This is a genomic window from Luteimonas salinisoli (genome assembly GCF_013425525.1).
GTDB classification, from domain to species: Bacteria; Pseudomonadota; Gammaproteobacteria; order Xanthomonadales; family Xanthomonadaceae; genus Luteimonas; species Luteimonas salinisoli.
The window spans coordinates 74104-90160 of the sequence record NZ_JACCKA010000055.1 but is presented as its reverse complement, the minus strand read 5'-3'; the positions used below and the strand labels follow the sequence as shown (position 1 = coordinate 90160).

The window sequence follows — 16057 nt, the reverse complement described above, 5'->3', positions numbered from 1 at the left end:
GCGACGCTCGTTGCGCCGTTTTCGGCGCATTTGGGCGGGGTTCCCCGCCCGGGGGACACACCTATCCCGTCGCCGGCAGCAAGTGCCGGCGCGCCATCCACAGATTCGACAACGCGAACAACGTCAGCATCTGGCCGGTGTTCTTCATCAATCCGCGGTAGCGCACCTTGATGTGGCGGAACTGCTGCTTCACCACCCGGAACGGGTGCTCGACCTTCGCCCGCAGGCTCGCCTTGTACTGCTCCCAACGCTCCGCGTACCGGCGGTCGCGCTTGTTCTTCATCGCGCGGATCTTCGAAGGCTTCTCCGCCACCACGAAAGCCGCCCGGACCTCCTGCAGTTCTTCGCGCTTGTCCATGCCGGCGTAGCCGCTGTCGCCGCGTACCGTGCCTTCCTTGCCGTGCAGCAGCTTGTGGACCTGGCTGATGTCGGCCGCGTTCGCCGCCGTGCATTCCACGTGGTGCACCAGCCCGGACTCCTCGTCCACGCCGATGTGCGCCTTCATCCCGAAGTACCACTGGTTGCCCTTCTTCGTCTGGTGCATTTCCGGATCCCGCTCGCCATCCTGGTTCTTCGTCGAGCTCGGGGCCGCGATGATCGTCGCATCCACGATCGTGCCCGCGCGCAAGCTCTGGCCCTTACGCGACAGATGCGCATTGACCTGCTCGAAGATCTGCCTGCCCAGGTCGTGCGTCTCGAGCAATCGCCGGAAGTTGAGGATTGTCGTCTCGTCCGGGATGCCGTCCAGCCCACCGAGCCCGGCGAACCGGCGCATCACCGGAGTGTCGTACAAGGCCTCTTCCATCGCCGGGTCGCTCAACGCGTACCACTGCTGCAGGAAGTGGACGCGCAGCATTGTGGCAAGTGGGTACGGTTGGCGGCCGGGGCGGCCCGTCTTCGGGTAGTGCGGCTCGATCAGCGCCAGCAGCGCCTTCCACGGCACCACCTGGTCCATCTCCGCCAGGAAGATCTCCTTGCGGGTCCGCTTGCCCTTGCCCAAGCCCTCGGCGTCACCGAACGTCAGCTGCATCGATCGCTGTCCCAATCAAGTTGCGCTATTGTCGCGCGGAACGGACGAGTTGTTCAGACCTTCCTTAGGTAGAACTCTTCTGGGAAATACTCCCGCCGGCTGTGTGCGGTTTCGAACCTCCCGATTTCCCGTCCGCCGTGCCGCGGTGGGCGGCCACTTCATGGAAGGAGGAGGCAACGATGTCGAACCGTGAATCGAACGATCAGCAGGTGCCGGGCTATTTCCTGCCGGAAGACAGCCAGTTCCGGCTGAAGAAGCTGCACGACCACATGGTGTTCCTGTCGCACCTGGCGCAGCCGCGCACGCACGGTGAGGACGAGACAGGCTGGGGGCCCCAGATCAGCGGGGACGAGCTGGCCGTCTGCCTGGAGGTGCTGGCCGCCCAGGCCGAGCGCGTGCTGGACGAGGTGACATGGCCGGCCGAGCGGGTGGTGGGCGGCGATCGGTCGCAGGCACGCGATGAGGGCGACGTGCTGGAGGCACCGGGACCGGCCGGTGAGGCGTTGGCTGCCGGCGCACAGGATGACGAGGCCGAAGCGGCGTCGGCCGCAGGCACGCAGGGCGACGAGGTGGGCGAAGCACCGGGCGCCAAGGTGCAGGACGACGAGGCTGGCCAGGCGGGCGCCGTCGCGACGGCGGAGGCGGCCGAAGGCCCCCTCGTCTTCGGCATGACCATGGACCAGTTGGACACGCTCAACCGCCTGCACGACCGGCTGCATGCCTACGGCGACCTAGTCTTCGGCGTCGAGCGGATCGACCTGGCCGACGGCACGCTGACGATGCTGGGCGATGCGATATTCGAAGAGGCCGAGGCCGCAAGCGATCTCATGGACAAGGTGGCCGGTCAGACGCTTCCCGATGCGTCCAGGCGGCGAAACCGCGTACGCGAGGCGCCGGCCGTCTACGGTTCGCCAACCGGGCCGGGTCTCGCGTTCGACGCGGCCATGCCGATGCTGCCGCCGCCCACGGATGCGGGCTGGCATTCGCAGGCGGCCACCCGCCACTGATCGGGCAGGGCGCGGTGCCGGGCCGGTCTCGATCCCTGGCACCGCGTCCGTGCGATCCGTATACGTCGGTACAGGTGCAGCTGGAGCGGGCCGGAACCTGCAAAACGGCGTCTGGTTCACGTATCGCTGGACTGGTGTCGCTGGAAAGTTGGGGGTAGCGGTGCCAGGTTCACCTCTTCGGGGCACCGGTTGCTGGTGCTTGCTGGCCGGGGAAAGGTGTCGGGGACAATTTTCCCGCGGCCGCCCGGTCCATGGCGACGGCATCACGCGCGGACAGGTGACCGCGGCGGTCGCCCGGCTCGTTTACGCAACTGCCCGCCCCCGGGCGGCCCTAGGGAGACATGAGACAGAGGGCGACCCGAGGCAGGAGCTCGGGTAGGAAAATTCCTACAGGACAGTCAGCAATCGCTCTTCGCTGAACAGCCATTCGTGGGGGTATGCTTGGCCGAGGGTTGGGGAAACTCGCGAGGGGAGAGGAAGGCGATGAACGTGCGAAGGATGCTGCAGGCATTGGTGCTTCTCGGCCTGATTCTGGCGCAGCAGTCGCCGGCAGCGGAGACGGTGCGCTACATCCACACCGACGCGCTGGGCAGCGTGGTGGCGGTGACCGACGCCAGCGGCGCGGTGATCGAGCGACGGGAGTACGAGCCGTATGGGGCACAGCTGATGCCGGCCGTGGCGGACGGGCCGGGGTATACCGGGCACGTGCAGGATGCGGCCACCGGGCTGACGTACATGCAGCAGCGCTATTACGATCCGCTGGTTGGAGTGTTCCTGAGCGTTGATCCGGTGACGGCGTATAGCAACCCGGTGGGGCAGTTCAATCGGTATCGTTACGCCAATAACAACCCCTATCGCTTTACTGATCCAGACGGCAGGCTAAGCCGTGGAGAAGGTTGGACGGACAGGCAATGGAGGCAGTTCGACCGTGCCCAACAGAGTGCTGCAAAAGGTCTCGAGAGAGCGGCAGCGAATATTGACAAGGCGCTTGATGGCGGTAAAGGCATGAGGGGCCTTGCTCGCGCCTTTGAACGAAATTTCGGCAGCGGCTCCGCGACACCGGAAAACATGGCCAAGGCTGCGTCAGACATGTCCAGTATGGCGGCGGCGTTGCGCGACACTGGGTCAGATGCTATTCCAGCGAATTTAGTGTCGTCGGGTGAGCTGTCCGCTAGTTTTTCCAATTTCACAGCAGACACCTTTATGGGCGTTCCTCGTGGCTCCGGTGTTTCTCTTCAAGTAGTGGTTAACAAAGACCACAGTCTGTTTGGAAACAGGAGCATGACGAGCTGGTCTGCAGGTCATGAAACGGCGCACGCAGTGCTCAATTATAGAGACCAAAGTATCAATAACATCGGTGCGTACAAATTTGGTCTACCAAGCCAGCAGGAGGTGTTTAACAGCCTTCCTCCCGAACTGCGACTGATTAACCCAGATCACCTAATGGACTTTTCAAGATGATAGATAAAATAATGCTTAGAGCGGTCATCTTGCTTGCTTGTGTCCCTATCCTTTCTTCCTGCGCGACAAGGACCGAATGGGCGAATCCCGCGGCATATGTGTTGCAAATAGTGGATAACCCGGCGAGTAGGCGCTTTGACTTGGTTTTGAGGTCAGATGACGCCAGAGCCTTGTGTTTGACACTGGAGCAGTGGCCCAGCAAGTCCGGTGAGATGCATATGGGAGGTGGCGCTAGTCTTCGAACAGCAGGAGGCACGCTTCCCGCTGACGATCAAAACTTTGGTTACTGCCCAGGTGGTTGTGGCTATCATCGGATTGAACCGGGCGGTGAGCTTGATGGCTTCATCGCTTACGCTGCTTTTGACGATCCCGAGCAGATAGCAGCCGAAGCGGTTAGAGAGCTCAAATTTAGCGTGACACCGTTCTATTGTCCGAAGAGCCAATAGACGTATTCGTCACAAGTACACGGCCCGCATCGCGGACCTTGCAACGCGACGAAGAACGGTGTCACAGGGGGAATTAATCCTCAAACGCGCCCAAGGCCGGCGCTCGCCGCGGCCTTCCCCCGGGCGGACATTCGCGGGACGGTTTAGCGTCTTCTCCACCATCGACTGGAAGCGCGGGTCGCCAAGGGCCTTCTCCGGCGCGATGAAGGCGCGGATGCGGGCTAGTTCGCCACCGCTGGCGGCGGTTGTAGGACCGATCCGGAGGGGAGGGGTAGAGTGGCTGCAGATCCAGCGCAGACACCGCCCCCATCAGAAGGCAAGGTCATGTCCCAACGCATCCTGGTGTTCTACGGTTCCTATCGTTCCGACCGCATGGGCATCCGTCTGGCGGCCTATTGCGTGCGCACGCTGCAGGCGCGTGGCATCGACGCCGAGTTGATCGACGCCAGGGCGGTCGGCCTGCCGATGCTGGACCGCATGTACAAGGAGTATCCGCAGGGCCAGGCACCGGAGGCAATGGAGGCGCTGGCCGGCAAGATCCGCGGCGCCGATGGTTTTGTGTTCGTCACCGGCGAATACAACTGGGGCATGCAGCCGGGCCTGAAGAACCTGACCGATCACTTCCTGGAGGAGTGGTTCTGGCGCCCCGCCGGTATCGTCAGCTATTCAGCCGGGCGCCTGGGCGGTGCGCGCGCGAATGTCGCCTGGCACGGCACCCTGTCGGAAATGGGCATGGTGGTGATCTCCAGCACCGTGGAAGCCGGGCCGATTGCAAAGACCCTGGACGACCAGGGCCAACCTCTGGAAGCGGCCGGCAAGTCGCTCGAACGCAGCTTTGCCCGCTTCGCGGATGACCTGACGTGGTGGGCCGAGGCCGCGCGTTCGCAGAAGGCGCGTCGGGCGCCACCGTATTGAGTTGTGAGGGAAACGGGGTCAGGTTGGACTGGCCCCATCAAGTGGTGGAGCCGGCGGCGCCGATCGAATCGCGGCCTCGCCGATGCCCTTGCTGGAGCAGGCGAACTTCGAGGGCGTGGCCGCCGTGCGCCAGATCCTCGACCGGATGGAGCGCAGCGGCATGGAGACGGGGGGGTAGCCCCCAACCGCGCGGAGGAGGGGTAAAATGGCCGTCGTCACGCATGAGAGCCTGGTCATGGCCGCGGTGTTCAAACAGGAAGCGCACAAGCTGATCGATGCTCTGCCGGACACGGCGGGCTGGGAAGAGCTGGCCGAGCAGGTCGAGACGATCCTGGACATCGAGGCCGGGCTCGCCGATAGCGCCGCGGACCGGGTGACCGACAACGCCCAGGTGCGGCGCGAGTTCGGGCTGCGATGAGGGTTGTCTGGACGGACCGCGCCAAAGCCCGTCTGCATCAGATTATCGCTGGACTGGCGCCGCTGGACAGTTGGCTTAGCGGCTAGGAGGATGGAGCGATGTGCCGCGCGATTTTCGTCTTGCTGGGGCTCGTTGCGCTGATCTCATCGAGCGTGTTGCCGTTGTCCGCGACCGCACAGGCGGTGCCGGATCGGGGCGTCAGCGAAACGCAGCCCTCGGCAGTCGCGCCGGCCGCTGCGCCTTCGATGCCGTACTGGCGGGAAATCCGCCTGTGGCCGGAGGATTCCCCCGTGCTGCAGGCGGGGATCGCGGCGCTCGCGCATGAGGACTGGGCGCTCACCCACCCGAGCATCCTGGTCTACCGGCCAGCGGAGGGCTCGGCGCGCTCCGCGGTTCTGGTGTTCCCGGGCGGTGGCTACAAAGCGCTGGCGATCGGGCCGAAGAGTACGTTGGGGCTGTACGGCTCGGACGTCTGCAAGTGGCTGACCGATGCCGGCATCACCTGCGTGCTCGTGAAGTACCGCGTGCCCAACACGGGTTGTAATTGGAACCCCATCACCAAGCGGCATGAGTCGCCCGCCATTCCGATGGCCTTGCAGGATGCGCAGCGGGCGATGTCCCTGGTCCGCTACAACGCGGAGGCCTGGGGGATCGATCCGAACCGCATCGGCGTCATGGGATTCTCCGCAGGCGGCAACCTGGCCGTGCTGTCGAGCACGGAGTTCGCGTCGCGCAGGTACGCGCCGGCCGATGCTGCGGACCAGGTGAGCATCCGCCCCGACTTCGCGATCCCGGTCTATCCGGGGCACATGACCATGGAGCACAAGAATCGGCGCCCGCGGGATTCGGCCGCGGCGCGGGAACTCAATACGGACATCGTGGTGTCCGCGGCCGTGCCGCCGACATTGCTCATCCACGCGAAGGATGATCCGGTCGATCCCGTCGAGTACTCGGAGATCTACGAGAAGGCCCTGCGCGAGGCAGGTGCGAACGTGAGACTGATCCGCTACGAGACCGGCGGGCACGCCTTTGGTGTGCGCCAGCAGGGCACGGACAGTGACCGGTGGACGCGGGATGCGATGCGCTGGCTGGATGAAATCGGGATGGGCGAATAGGAAAACCGGGGTCGGGTTCGCATACTGATGGCCCCCGCCGGGCGGACCAGTCATCCGGGGAGCGGTAACGCCATACAGAACGAGAACGAAGTTAGGTCAGAAATCGGGGCGCCATTAAGGCGCGAGCTCCTGACCCTGAGATGCGGCAAAGGAGGTGCGCTTTGAAGCTTGTGACGATTTTCGTTGTGGTCGCGCTGATGCTGGTTTCTGGGGGAGCAAATTCATACGAACTCCGTCGCTATTCCATCGAGGAGAAGGTGAAGGAGTCGGACGTCGTTTTTCTGGGTGAGGTGGAGCAGGTCATTGATCTGGCTCCGAATGCCAACAGCATCCGTACCGTCGCTAGATTTCGGGTGGCAGGATATCTACAAGGGCAGAATAGAATCGCCCAATGTGGAACTGATTACCCGTGGATTTATTGTTGAGCTGGATCCGGACTGTTGTGTGTCAGGTCGTACGTACCTGGTGTTCGGGCATTCCGCCGTGCAGGACTTCGTTGCGGCGACTAACGGCCCTTTCGGAGTTTACGAGGTGCGGTCGGGGGCGGTACTTGGGTGGGAATCACACGTCGAGGGTGAGGTGCGCAATCTCGAAGAGGTGAGGTCTCTGATCAACTGTGTCGTTGAGGACCTAGCAGAGCGTCGATAGATGTTCAGAGCCGCTATTTTCATTGCTATCGCAACTGTCACTCTGTTGGTTTGTGATGGGCCGGTGGTGGTGGATGGCGTGGCTGCATTAGTAGGCGATAGCTGTAGTGCGGATATTGTCTATGCTCGTGTGCAAGAGGTCGACGAAGAAGCCGTAGTTGAGGTGGGCATTGATTCTGAAGGTGCGAATTTCATCAAGAGACGGGAGATCTACGCGTATATAGTGGTCGCCGAGTGCGATGGGGGTGGGGTCAGGTTTCCTGTCGAGCCATGGATCTCAGGGCAACGCGTTTCCGGGTTCGTCTTTCCGGTCGAACCAGGGGTCACCAAATTGACGGGAAGGATGCCGGCGAGGGTGTTCGAGTCGTATCGCGATCCGTGCGCCACTCTGGAAGGGGGGAGCTATCACTTGGGAAAGGTCACGTCCGTGCCCGTTCCCATCGATGGCTGGCGGGGTTCCGCGTCTGAGTAGTGGAAGTCGCCTTCTGATCGCGGCAAGCCCGGGGAGGCGCGGCTTGTTGCGTTGCAGCCTTTCTGCTACGAACGCGGCCGACGAGAACCCGCGGAAAAAGCCGGGTCAGGTTGGACTTTCTCAAGCCCCGTTGAGCATCGCCGCCGCTCTCCTCGGCTGCCCCAGCTTCCCCGGTATTGAAGGGTCCCGTACTCGCGTACGGGAGAACCAACCCGAATCTGTTGCCTAGCGATCCGTGTCTTCCTGGCTGGCGACGATGCGGCAGGCATCGCCGCCGACCACGGCTTGCGCCTCGGCATCGGTGGCGACGACCCGTGGGCGCTGCGCGTGGTCGAGGGACGTGAGGTCGAGCACGCCGTCGGGATCGACCAGCACCACCGTGCGGCGGTCTGCGTGCAAGCGTCGCAGGTTCTCCAGCAGCATGCGCGTGGCGACATCGTTGAGCGAATGGGTGTGCAACAGGGAGAGGATCACCGCGGTGGCTTCGCGATGGTGGCCGGCACCGGCATCGTTGGCATCGCCGAGGTCGTGCGCCAGTGCGCGCGTCAACAGCTCGGCGCCACCAAACAGCACAGCGCCACGCAGTTCGTAGACCGGCACGATGGCATCGCCCGTGCGCCCCTTGCCGCCGGCCAGCGTCACCACCAGCTTACGCACGACCGCGCGGCCGATCTGGCTGACATCCATCATGTGCAGGCCCATGTCGCGCGAGAGGCGTTCGCAGACAGCCACGCCACGTGCGCTGTTGCCGTGCGCATCGAGTTTCGGCGAGAACACGGCAAGACCCAGCTGGCCGGGCAGGGCGCCGATGATGCCGCCCGCCACGCCGCTCTTGGCCGGGATGCCGACGTTGGACACCCAGTCGCCCGCGGCGTCGTACATGCCGCAGGTGGTCATCACCGACAGCACCTGGCGTACGCCATCGCGATGGATCACCTGGCGGCCTGTAAGCGGCTGCACGCCACCGTTGGCCAGGGTGGCGGCCATCAGGGCGAGATCGCGCACGGTGACGTCGACCGAGCACTGTCGCACGTAGCCATCGACGATGGTCTCGGCCTCGGCGTTGATGATGCCGCCGGCGCGCAGCATGTGCGCCAGCCCGCGGTTGCGGTGCGCGTCGCGCAGTTCCGCCTCGTACACGGCTTCGTCGTAGCCAAGTTCGCGACCGGCCATCGCCGACATCAGCGTGCGCAGGCGCTCCACGCGCTGCGGGCCGCTGGCATCGGGGCCGGCGACCAGGGCATGCGTGGCGAGCGCGCCGGCGTTGATCATCGGATTCATCGGCCGATGCGTGCCGTCCTCGAGCGAGAGCTCATTGAAGGCATTGCCCGACGGTTCGACGCCGATCCGCGCCAGCACCGCGTCCAGGCCCACGTCTTCGATGGCGGCGGCGTAGGCGAACGGCTTGGAGATCGACTGGATCGAGAACGCCACGTCGCTGTCGCCCGCCGCATAGACTTCGCCATCAACGGTGGCCAGCGCCACGGCGAGCCGCGAAGTGTCGGCCTTGGCCAGCACTTCGATGTAGTCGGCGGGCGCGCCATCGTCGATCGAGCGCACGGCATCGAGCACGTCGAGGAGGTAGTCGGGTACGGGAGATCGCATGGGGTGGTCCGGATCATGGGGCTGCCATCCAACCGCAGCCTGGGTACGGATTCAACCCCCTGGCAAAAACAGGGGTCAGGTTCAAGTCGACCCGTATGTTGGCGAGAATGGCTACGTGCAGAATGCGGGGTTCGTGCACCAGCCCATCGCAGTGCTGGAGAAGGGGGCCATCTCCGGTCCGGTAGCGTCGTCCTGCATCGAACGGTGTCTACCGCGGCGGGCAGCGCCCTCAACTCCTTCTCAAGCGGAATAGGCACCCATTTCCTGATCGACAAGGAAGGGACGACCTACGTACGACGCTTGTGCCGGTGCTGTTGGCATGGTGCTCGGCCAGTTCAGTACCCAACTGTGAAAGCACTCCGGACGTGCTTGGGTATTTCTGCTTCATCCAGCATCGCCACCGCGAAGTCTTCCATTGAAATGCAAGACGCCCCGTTTTCATCAACGACCAGCGTATCGGTGCCAAGACGATAGTGGCCAGTGCGGTTGCCAGGCTGCAGCATTGCGGCTGGCGAAAGATAGGTCCAATCCGCGCGGGCCTCACTCAGGCAAAGTTCGTACTGCGCCTGACAAGCACGAGCGATGGCAACCGTCGATGCAGGCAGGAAGTTTGGTGCGCTCAGCACCGTCTCGCCTCCGCGTCCCGGTAGCAGCAGCCGCGCCGCGCCGCCGACCAGAAGAACACGTACCCCCGCGGCTGCCGTGCAGTCCAAAACCGAACGGGTCAGTGCGATCAAGTCTTCCTCGTGTCCATCCCGCGGGCGGAGCGCACTGATGACCAGGTCTTGACCTTCAACGGTGCGGGCGAGTTGCTGAAGATCGGAGACATCCGCCGCGCAGGGAATCACGTTCTCGGGCAGCGTGCTGAACTGCGCCTTCGACCTCACCACGCCGGTGACGTCGTGTCCGCGCCCCAGCGCTTCAATTGCGATGCGCCTGCCGACATTCCCGGCGGCTCCGTAGACAGTCATCTTCATCGAGCATCTCCTTCGAAGAACGCTGGTGGATTATTCGGACTTGGCCTTGCCGAGCGTGAGCAGCGCAATGCCAGCGGTGATCAGGGCAGCGCCCACGAACAGCCCCTCGGGTGGCGCTTCACCCTGCAGAAATATCGCGACCGGTACGCCTACAAGAGCGCCGACGGAGCCCAGCAGGCTCAGCAGAACCGGTCCACCTGTTTTCTGCAGCATGAACAGCAACAGGAACATTCCCGCGAAGGCCACGGCCTGTACCGTGATCAGGACGAGCGGCAGACTCCGGTCCACTGGAACGGCGAGCGAGAGGCCCGGCAAAAATCCCGCCCCAACCAGCATGACCGCAGCGGCCAGCAGCATTCCCGGTGCCAGCGCATCGGCCGATACGCCTTCGGGCCAGCGCAGCGTGCGGTAAAGATTGCCGATGGCCAGGAGGATTGGCCCGACAAGGGCAAGGAGAATCCAGAATCCATCCGCATCGGGCGCGGAGAATTTGCGCGCCGCGAGAACACCAGCCCCAGCCAACGCCACCACCACGCCAGCTGCGCGGCTCATCTGGAATCTTTCGATTCGCCAGGCTAGCGCCCCCACATAGGTCAGCAGCGGCGGCAGTGAGATGATCAGAGCGATAAAGCTGGCGCCGACATGCGGAATGGCCGCAAAGAAGATCAGATTGGAGCCCGCAACCCCCACCAGCGCAGACACTGCATAGTATTCAAGCGTACGAGCATTGATCGGTGGCAGATCCCGGCGCAGTGCTGCCACAACCATCAGGATGAGCGCCGCGCCGACGATTGACCAGCATAGAAACGCCAATGGCGGCAGCTGCGCCTCGCCCGCGAGTTTTGCCAAGTTGGTCGATAGTCCCAGCAGTGCCCCGCCGGCCAAGAGACACAGCAACGGAACCAACCAGGCTCTTTCGCGGGCAGGTACGGGTACGTTCGTTGCAGAGCCCGCCATGCTTCGCCTCGACTGCATATATCTTGACGTCAAGGTATATGTAGTGACATCTTGATGTCAAGGTTCTTTGTGCAAAACTAAGCCGCATGGACCATGTCGACAGAATCCTTGAGCAATGGCGGCAAGAACGACCCGACCTGCAAGTCGCGCCAATGGGCACGATCGGGCGCATTAAACAGCTTCATTGGCATCTCATGCGCAGCATGGAGAAGACGTGGTCGGCGTACGGCTTGAACGGCGCGAGTTTCGATGTTCTGGCAACCTTGCGCCGGGCGGGCCCACCCTATGCGCTCTCGGCGGGAGGGTTGATGGCATCGACGATGGTGACCTCGGGCACGATGACGCATCGTATCGATCAGTTGGAGAAAGCGGGGCTGGTCGCACGGGCCAGGAATCCCGATGATGGTCGCGGATTTCTGGTTTCTCTTTCTCCGCGGGGGCTCAAGCTGATCGATGAAGCGGTGACCGCCCATGTCGAGACACAGGCGAAACTGGTCGCCGCCCTGACCGATGAGCAACGCACCCAATTGGATGATCTGCTGAGGCAGTTCTTGCGCGGGTTTTCGGACAAGGGGTCAGGTTCATTTATGCGCTGACCGCGGCGGGTGATCGCGGGGCCTGGGCTCCGTCGAGCGCTGTGTCAGCGCTTCGATCTGGCGCTTGAACTTGTCGGAGCCCCTTGAACGAAAGGGTCAGCTCGCTTGCGCCGTTTCCTGGTCAGCCGGTCATGCGTCGGAGAAAGGTGACCAGGCACGCCGTCGCGGGTCGCGTCCGGCTGTCTGCGCGTCGCACGGGCTGCGTGGGAGTGCGAGACCTGACACATCTCGGCCGGCGTTGCCAACAGATGCACGAGGTGGTCCGCAAACACATAGATTGGTATTCGGGGACGGATGATGCCGCAGCAAAGTTTCGATGCTCTTTTCAGGTCGATTGAGGAGCAGTCTCGGGGGTTCGCGAGTGACAAGCCAAGTCATTGGAGCTTTGATGTTAGAAGTCACGCAGGCGCGCCTGTCGAGATCGTGGCGATCGGTTGTAACCCGGGGGAATCTTCAGCATTGTCCGCCGATTGGGACGGCGAGGTCATTCGCGAGGAGTCGTCTAGGTCGAATTTCCAGGACTCGCAGACTGGTCCGGCGCGTGTGGCGAGTCACCGCTGGTCCAGCCGCATGGCGAAGATCTCGAACTGCCGAAGTATCGCTTACACGAATGTATTCTTCTGGAGCTCGAGGAATTCCGGGGTGCACTTCGAGAAGCGCTTTGGGTGTGCGCTTCACAAGCATGAGCTGCTCGAGTTTTGTAGGATTGCGAATGATCGCCTCATCGAGATTCATCAGCCGAAATTGGTGATCGTCGCCGGACTGGGCCTCATCGGGACAATGGAGACGCACTACGACCTGCGTGTCGGAGTGACGCGTTCCGTTCGGGGCAAGAGAACGTTGGTGGAACTGTGCGGACGAAAGCAGGAGTGGGTTGCAATCCCGCACCCGACCGGAGCCAGACTGCATCGCGAGCAGATCGACAAGATCGCATCGTTCGTATCGGCGCGATTCTCTGGGCCAGCGTAGGCTGGCCGAACGGTCGGTGCGAGAGAGGGAGCAGGTCACTAAGTAGTGGCTGGGACCTTCATTCCTCGATGACCTATTGAAGCGTCGAAGCTCCTCTACGAACGGTTCCCGCCCCGTCTAATCAGCATTTTTTTGTGCCCGTGCTGTTGCCCGGCCCTCCGGCAGGGCGCTGCAGATGGGCCCGGTGCCGGCGCGCAGGCCGCATCGCCGCAGGCGCCCGACGCCGCAAGCGAAAGCTTCACCCGAGAAAAGGTGTCAGGGACAATAGAAAAGGTGGCAGGGAAATTGCCGACTCTCCGCGCGCGAAGAGGCCAACGGACGCGCGGTCACATCGTCTTGGAAGGTTGAAGCTGGAGTTCGCACGCAGGCCCTCCAGGCGCGGGCGGCGTCGCAGCGTCGGTGGTCACCTTGGCGTCGGGCAGCGCCGTGGCATCGGGCGTCGGCAGCGTCCGTAGCCCGCTTCCATGGCCGGAGCGGTATCGAAGCTCGGCGCCTGCCGCATCTTTGGGGCCGACCTCCTGCAAACGGCCCGAAGCCGACGGCTTGCCCCGGTTCGCGGCTTTGGCGCTTGCCGATTCCGGCGACCTGATCAGACCCTGTGCTTTTAGCCCTCGCCACATGTCGGTCTGGTCCTGGGCATCCCATGGAGTCTGGGCGAAGGCGGGAGGACTGGCCGCCAGCATCAAGGCACACAGGCACAGGACGGTTGCGGGCAATCGTGAACGCAGATTCGTGGTGGGCATGGTCGACCTCCTTGGCGGGTCTCGTGCGTGGCCAATGCCACGAGCCCGATTGGAGGCCGGGGACGGCGTGTCGTCCATGTGGGGAAGCTAGGGTTTCGCTACAGATTCGATGAATGAACGTGTCAGGGACAAATGCAGACTGGGCGGTGAGGCGTGATCCGATACGGGTTGCGCCGAAGTCCGACGGGCACGGCCAGCGGGATCAACCACGCCCGTGCTGGAAGTCGCCCCGAAGCACGACGCCTGCTGGATGGCGTTGAGGAGCGGACGACAGGCACGGGGCGCCTGCGCGTGGTGAGTGCGGAGGGCTCGATCGGCTTCAAGCTCCAGGCGCACGTCAACGACCCGGCCCGCACCCGCGACCTCGACGACATCCGCGCCCTGCTGAAGGCGAACCGCGCCACCCTCGACATGTCCCAGGTGCGGGGCTACTTTGCGCTCTTCCACCGGAGGAACTGCTCGATGACCTCCTGGCCTCGACCAGGTGGAGGCGCAGGGGCTCGGGGACGGGCCTCGGGCGCGCAACCGCGTGGCCGAGGAGGGGGCTGTGTATGGGGCCAGGATTTTTGGCCCTTCGCATTACGTCGCGCCCACACTCGCATGCCGGACCGGGAGCCCGCCAGAGCGCTGGCGAGGGTGCTGGCCTGTAGACTTGTTCTGGGAATGAATGACATGACTTCCTGCCGTCTCAGTTGTGCTGGGTTCACTATTCCCGCGCTGATCGTCGCGATTTCGATGACGGCTGCCTGCGCCGGGGTGCCTGCTGGCTCCCCAGGCGACCGAGCTTTACGGGTGACAGACGTGGCGCCTGCCGAGTATCACGGCGCAGCGGGGCACCCGCTCGAGGGGGCCTGCCGGATTTGGAGATTGTCGCCTTCGCAGGTGCAGGCGTTCTTCCGCTTGGCCGATACCTACGAAGACACGCCCTACCAGCGTTTCTACCAGGTGGGCTGCAGCATCAGCGGCCATTTGCGGGCCGAGGGACGCGACTGGCGTTTCGCAATCAATGGTGGCGGTCTCGCCACTTGGCAGGATGGCAGCACGACCCGGCACTTCGGCTGCTCGGCCACGGAGTGCGAGACATTGCTGTTGCTGCCGACCGACGGGATGGCGCCCGAGTGAGCGCTGCCCTCGAGCTGGCCGACCACACCCTGCCCACGTTGGGGCAGGCGGTCTTCAGACGGCGCCGCGGCGGTGCGCGACACCCTCGACCAGGTGGAGGCGCAGCGGGTCCGGGACGGGCCGCGGGCGCGGGCTAGCGTGAGTGAACGGCGGGTGGCGTATGGGGCCGGGGTTGTGGCCGCGGTCGTGGGCGGCCGGCCGGCCGGCTTCATTTCCCGAGCTGGCGCATGCCGAGCGCCAGGGCGCATGCGTTTCCATTGATCGAGGTACCAGGGGTCTCTGGGCGACTGGGGCCTCGCCCTCATCTCGGCGGCAAAGTAATGAAGTAAGGTTGCCCTTCCCCGGATCGCGGGAGGATGCCCATGCTCGCGAAACTCACCTCGAAGAACCAGATCACCCTGCCCACTGATGACGTGCGGGTCGACAAGGCCCATAGTGCTGAAATGCAGTTGGAGTATTGCGAACAGCTACCTGTTCCGGCTCCGAACCTCGAGGCGTAGGAGGCAGGTGGGTCAACGAGGCCAGAAAGCCAGGGGGTGTCAACTTTATTCCCTTCTGCTAGCCTTGCGCCGTGAGGCAATGTTTCTAGTATTTGGGGAATGCTGTGAAACGAATCCTTGAAGTCATAGTGGTGGCGGTGATTTTTCTATGTGCCACTCCACGCGCTGCGGAATCCTTCGAAGGTGAGGGTGTCGGCTACCCAGACTATTGGCGCACACCACTCAATTGCGGCATCTATTCCGAAGATGCCCGGGTCAGGCGCCTATTGGCGGACCTGGCTGCCTTGAGTACCAATGTGTACCTGAGTGTCGTTGATGAGCGGTCGTGCCGCTCTCATCCAACCGGAGACAATTGCGCCGAGTTCATCCCCGTTGAGGGGTGGGCGATGATTGGTGGAAGCGGGGAGAGCTCCCGGACAGGGCTTGTTTACCGGATTTATCGGAGGAATTTGGGGCCCGGGGGGAGGTCGATCACTGTTTTTTCTTTTCGGGGGACCCAGTTCTGGAGCCGGGATTGGATGAGCAATTTGTATCTGAGAACAGCTGTTCCCCCACCTCAGCACCGGGAGGCAGAAGCGCACCTCATTAACTGGCTAACACAGCATCGTCCTGATTGGGACCTCGAAACTGGAGCCGGCATCGATGAAGAGATCTATGCGGTGGGCCACTCGCTTGGAGGTGCGGTCGCGCAGTACATCGCCTACACGTTCCCGCTGGTGACCGCTGTCGTCTTCAATCCGAGTCCGCGGACAGGCTATGGTGCTATTCCACCGGAAAAGTTTAGGAACCCACCAGTCTGCCGTATCAGGGAGTCCTACGAAGCGGTCTATACCTTGGCCGGAGGGAAGGTGCCGATAGTCGAGCCCAATATGCACAGTTGCGGATTCATTAATCAGCACAGGCTCCGATTTCCTCTGCTTCCCTCCTTGGTCAGTGCACACAGCATGTACAGCATGGCCGAATCCTTGGCCTGCTACGCGGAGAATTCTACGCCATCCGAAAGATGCGAACAGATCCTGTCAGAGAAACATCGGGCTATGCCGGGGGTTCTCTGCCATTAGACGGCTGGCGGAGGGC

The 16057-nt window shown here is 63.2% G+C and carries 16 protein-coding genes; 11 read left to right on the top strand and 5 right to left on the bottom strand.

The window, feature by feature from the left end; all coding sequences use genetic code 11:
* Window positions 1–61: 61 nt before the first annotated feature.
* A complete protein-coding gene (locus tag H0E84_RS09105) occupies window positions 62–1030 on the bottom strand; it encodes an IS5 family transposase (RefSeq protein WP_180677693.1) in 969 nt (322 codons plus the stop codon).
* A gap of 179 nt (window positions 1031–1209) precedes the next feature.
* On the opposite strand from H0E84_RS09105, the gene H0E84_RS09100 reads away from it, so the two are divergent.
* From H0E84_RS09100 to H0E84_RS09075, 7 genes are all read left to right on the top strand, one after another.
* On the top strand, window positions 1210–2037 hold the full coding sequence (locus H0E84_RS09100; protein ID WP_180678331.1) for an XAC0095 family protein: 828 nt from the start codon (window positions 1210–1212) through the stop codon (window positions 2035–2037).
* A gap of 498 nt (window positions 2038–2535) precedes the next feature.
* Window positions 2536–3498: an RHS repeat domain-containing protein gene (locus H0E84_RS09095; protein WP_257644143.1), complete on the top strand. Its 963-nt coding sequence runs from the start codon at window positions 2536–2538 to the stop codon at window positions 3496–3498.
* 176 nt (window positions 3499–3674) lie between these two features.
* Window positions 3675–3944 carry a hypothetical protein gene (locus H0E84_RS20190; RefSeq protein WP_219339661.1) on the top strand — a complete coding sequence of 90 codons (270 nt, stop codon included), beginning with the start codon at window positions 3675–3677 and terminating at the stop codon, window positions 3942–3944.
* Window positions 3945–4220: 276 nt separating this feature from the next.
* A complete protein-coding gene (locus tag H0E84_RS09090; protein ID WP_219339660.1) occupies window positions 4221–4859 on the top strand; it encodes an NADPH-dependent FMN reductase in 639 nt (212 codons plus the stop codon).
* A 205-nt stretch (window positions 4860–5064) separates the two neighbouring features.
* A complete protein-coding gene (locus tag H0E84_RS09085) occupies window positions 5065–5277 on the top strand; it encodes a hypothetical protein (RefSeq protein ID WP_180678329.1) in 213 nt (70 codons plus the stop codon).
* 98 nt (window positions 5278–5375) lie between these two features.
* The gene (locus tag H0E84_RS09080) at window positions 5376–6392 is read left to right on the top strand and encodes an alpha/beta hydrolase (protein ID WP_180678328.1); all 1017 of its coding nucleotides are present in this window, start codon (window positions 5376–5378) and stop codon (window positions 6390–6392) included.
* A 161-nt stretch (window positions 6393–6553) separates the two neighbouring features.
* The gene (locus H0E84_RS09075) at window positions 6554–6817 is read left to right on the top strand and encodes a hypothetical protein (protein ID WP_180678327.1); all 264 of its coding nucleotides are present in this window, start codon (window positions 6554–6556) and stop codon (window positions 6815–6817) included.
* A gap of 919 nt (window positions 6818–7736) precedes the next feature.
* Here the strand turns inward: H0E84_RS09075 and H0E84_RS09070 are convergent.
* The 3 genes from H0E84_RS09070 to H0E84_RS09060 all read right to left on the bottom strand — a co-directional run bounded on the left by H0E84_RS09070 (window position 7737) and on the right by H0E84_RS09060 (window position 10999).
* Window positions 7737–9116, bottom strand: a complete 1380-nt coding sequence (locus tag H0E84_RS09070) for a glutaminase (RefSeq protein WP_180678326.1) — start codon at window positions 9114–9116, stop codon at window positions 7737–7739.
* A gap of 335 nt (window positions 9117–9451) precedes the next feature.
* Window positions 9452–10093, bottom strand: a complete 642-nt coding sequence (locus H0E84_RS09065; protein WP_180678325.1) for an NAD(P)-dependent oxidoreductase — start codon at window positions 10091–10093, stop codon at window positions 9452–9454.
* Between the two features lie 30 nt (window positions 10094–10123).
* Complete coding sequence (locus H0E84_RS09060) at window positions 10124–10999, bottom strand: DMT family transporter (protein WP_219339659.1); 876 nt, start codon at window positions 10997–10999, stop codon at window positions 10124–10126.
* A 137-nt stretch (window positions 11000–11136) separates the two neighbouring features.
* On the opposite strand from H0E84_RS09060, the gene H0E84_RS09055 reads away from it, so the two are divergent.
* Window positions 11137–11646, top strand: coding sequence for a MarR family winged helix-turn-helix transcriptional regulator (locus H0E84_RS09055; RefSeq protein ID WP_180678323.1), 510 nt, complete (start codon window positions 11137–11139; stop codon window positions 11644–11646).
* Window positions 11647–12288: 642 nt separating this feature from the next.
* The gene (locus tag H0E84_RS09050) at window positions 12289–12615 is read left to right on the top strand and encodes a hypothetical protein (protein WP_180678322.1); all 327 of its coding nucleotides are present in this window, start codon (window positions 12289–12291) and stop codon (window positions 12613–12615) included.
* A 326-nt stretch (window positions 12616–12941) separates the two neighbouring features.
* On the opposite strand, the gene H0E84_RS09045 is transcribed toward H0E84_RS09050, so the two are convergent.
* Window positions 12942–13358, bottom strand: a complete 417-nt coding sequence (locus tag H0E84_RS09045) for a hypothetical protein (protein WP_180678321.1) — start codon at window positions 13356–13358, stop codon at window positions 12942–12944.
* A gap of 663 nt (window positions 13359–14021) precedes the next feature.
* Between H0E84_RS09045 and H0E84_RS09040 the strand changes: the two genes are divergently transcribed.
* Window positions 14022–14480 carry a hypothetical protein gene (locus H0E84_RS09040; RefSeq protein ID WP_180678320.1) on the top strand — a complete coding sequence of 153 codons (459 nt, stop codon included), beginning with the start codon at window positions 14022–14024 and terminating at the stop codon, window positions 14478–14480.
* A gap of 362 nt (window positions 14481–14842) precedes the next feature.
* A complete protein-coding gene (locus H0E84_RS09035; protein WP_180678319.1) occupies window positions 14843–14980 on the top strand; it encodes a hypothetical protein in 138 nt (45 codons plus the stop codon).
* The last annotated feature ends 1077 nt before the right edge of the window (window positions 14981–16057 follow it).

Bases quoted from the DNA above. Each gene is read 5' to 3' on its own strand.
- H0E84_RS09070 (WP_180678326.1), bottom strand. From the start codon at position 9,116: ATGCGATCTCCCGTACCCGACTACCTCCTCGACGTGCTCGATGCCGTG.
- H0E84_RS09045 (WP_180678321.1), bottom strand. From the start codon at position 13,358: ATGCCCACCACGAATCTGCGTTCACGATTGCCCGCAACCGTCCTGTGC.
- H0E84_RS09035 (WP_180678319.1), top strand. From the start codon at position 14,843: ATGCTCGCGAAACTCACCTCGAAGAACCAGATCACCCTGCCCACTGAT.
- H0E84_RS09100 (WP_180678331.1), top strand. From the start codon at position 1,210: ATGTCGAACCGTGAATCGAACGATCAGCAGGTGCCGGGCTATTTCCTG.
- H0E84_RS09055 (WP_180678323.1), top strand. From the start codon at position 11,137: ATGGACCATGTCGACAGAATCCTTGAGCAATGGCGGCAAGAACGACCC.
- H0E84_RS09095 (WP_257644143.1), top strand. From the start codon at position 2,536: ATGCTGCAGGCATTGGTGCTTCTCGGCCTGATTCTGGCGCAGCAGTCG.
- H0E84_RS09065 (WP_180678325.1), bottom strand. From the start codon at position 10,093: ATGAAGATGACTGTCTACGGAGCCGCCGGGAATGTCGGCAGGCGCATC.
- H0E84_RS09040 (WP_180678320.1), top strand. From the start codon at position 14,022: ATGAATGACATGACTTCCTGCCGTCTCAGTTGTGCTGGGTTCACTATT.
- H0E84_RS09105 (WP_180677693.1), bottom strand. From the start codon at position 1,030: ATGCAGCTGACGTTCGGTGACGCCGAGGGCTTGGGCAAGGGCAAGCGG.
- H0E84_RS09080 (WP_180678328.1), top strand. From the start codon at position 5,376: ATGTGCCGCGCGATTTTCGTCTTGCTGGGGCTCGTTGCGCTGATCTCA.
- H0E84_RS09085 (WP_180678329.1), top strand. From the start codon at position 5,065: ATGGCCGTCGTCACGCATGAGAGCCTGGTCATGGCCGCGGTGTTCAAA.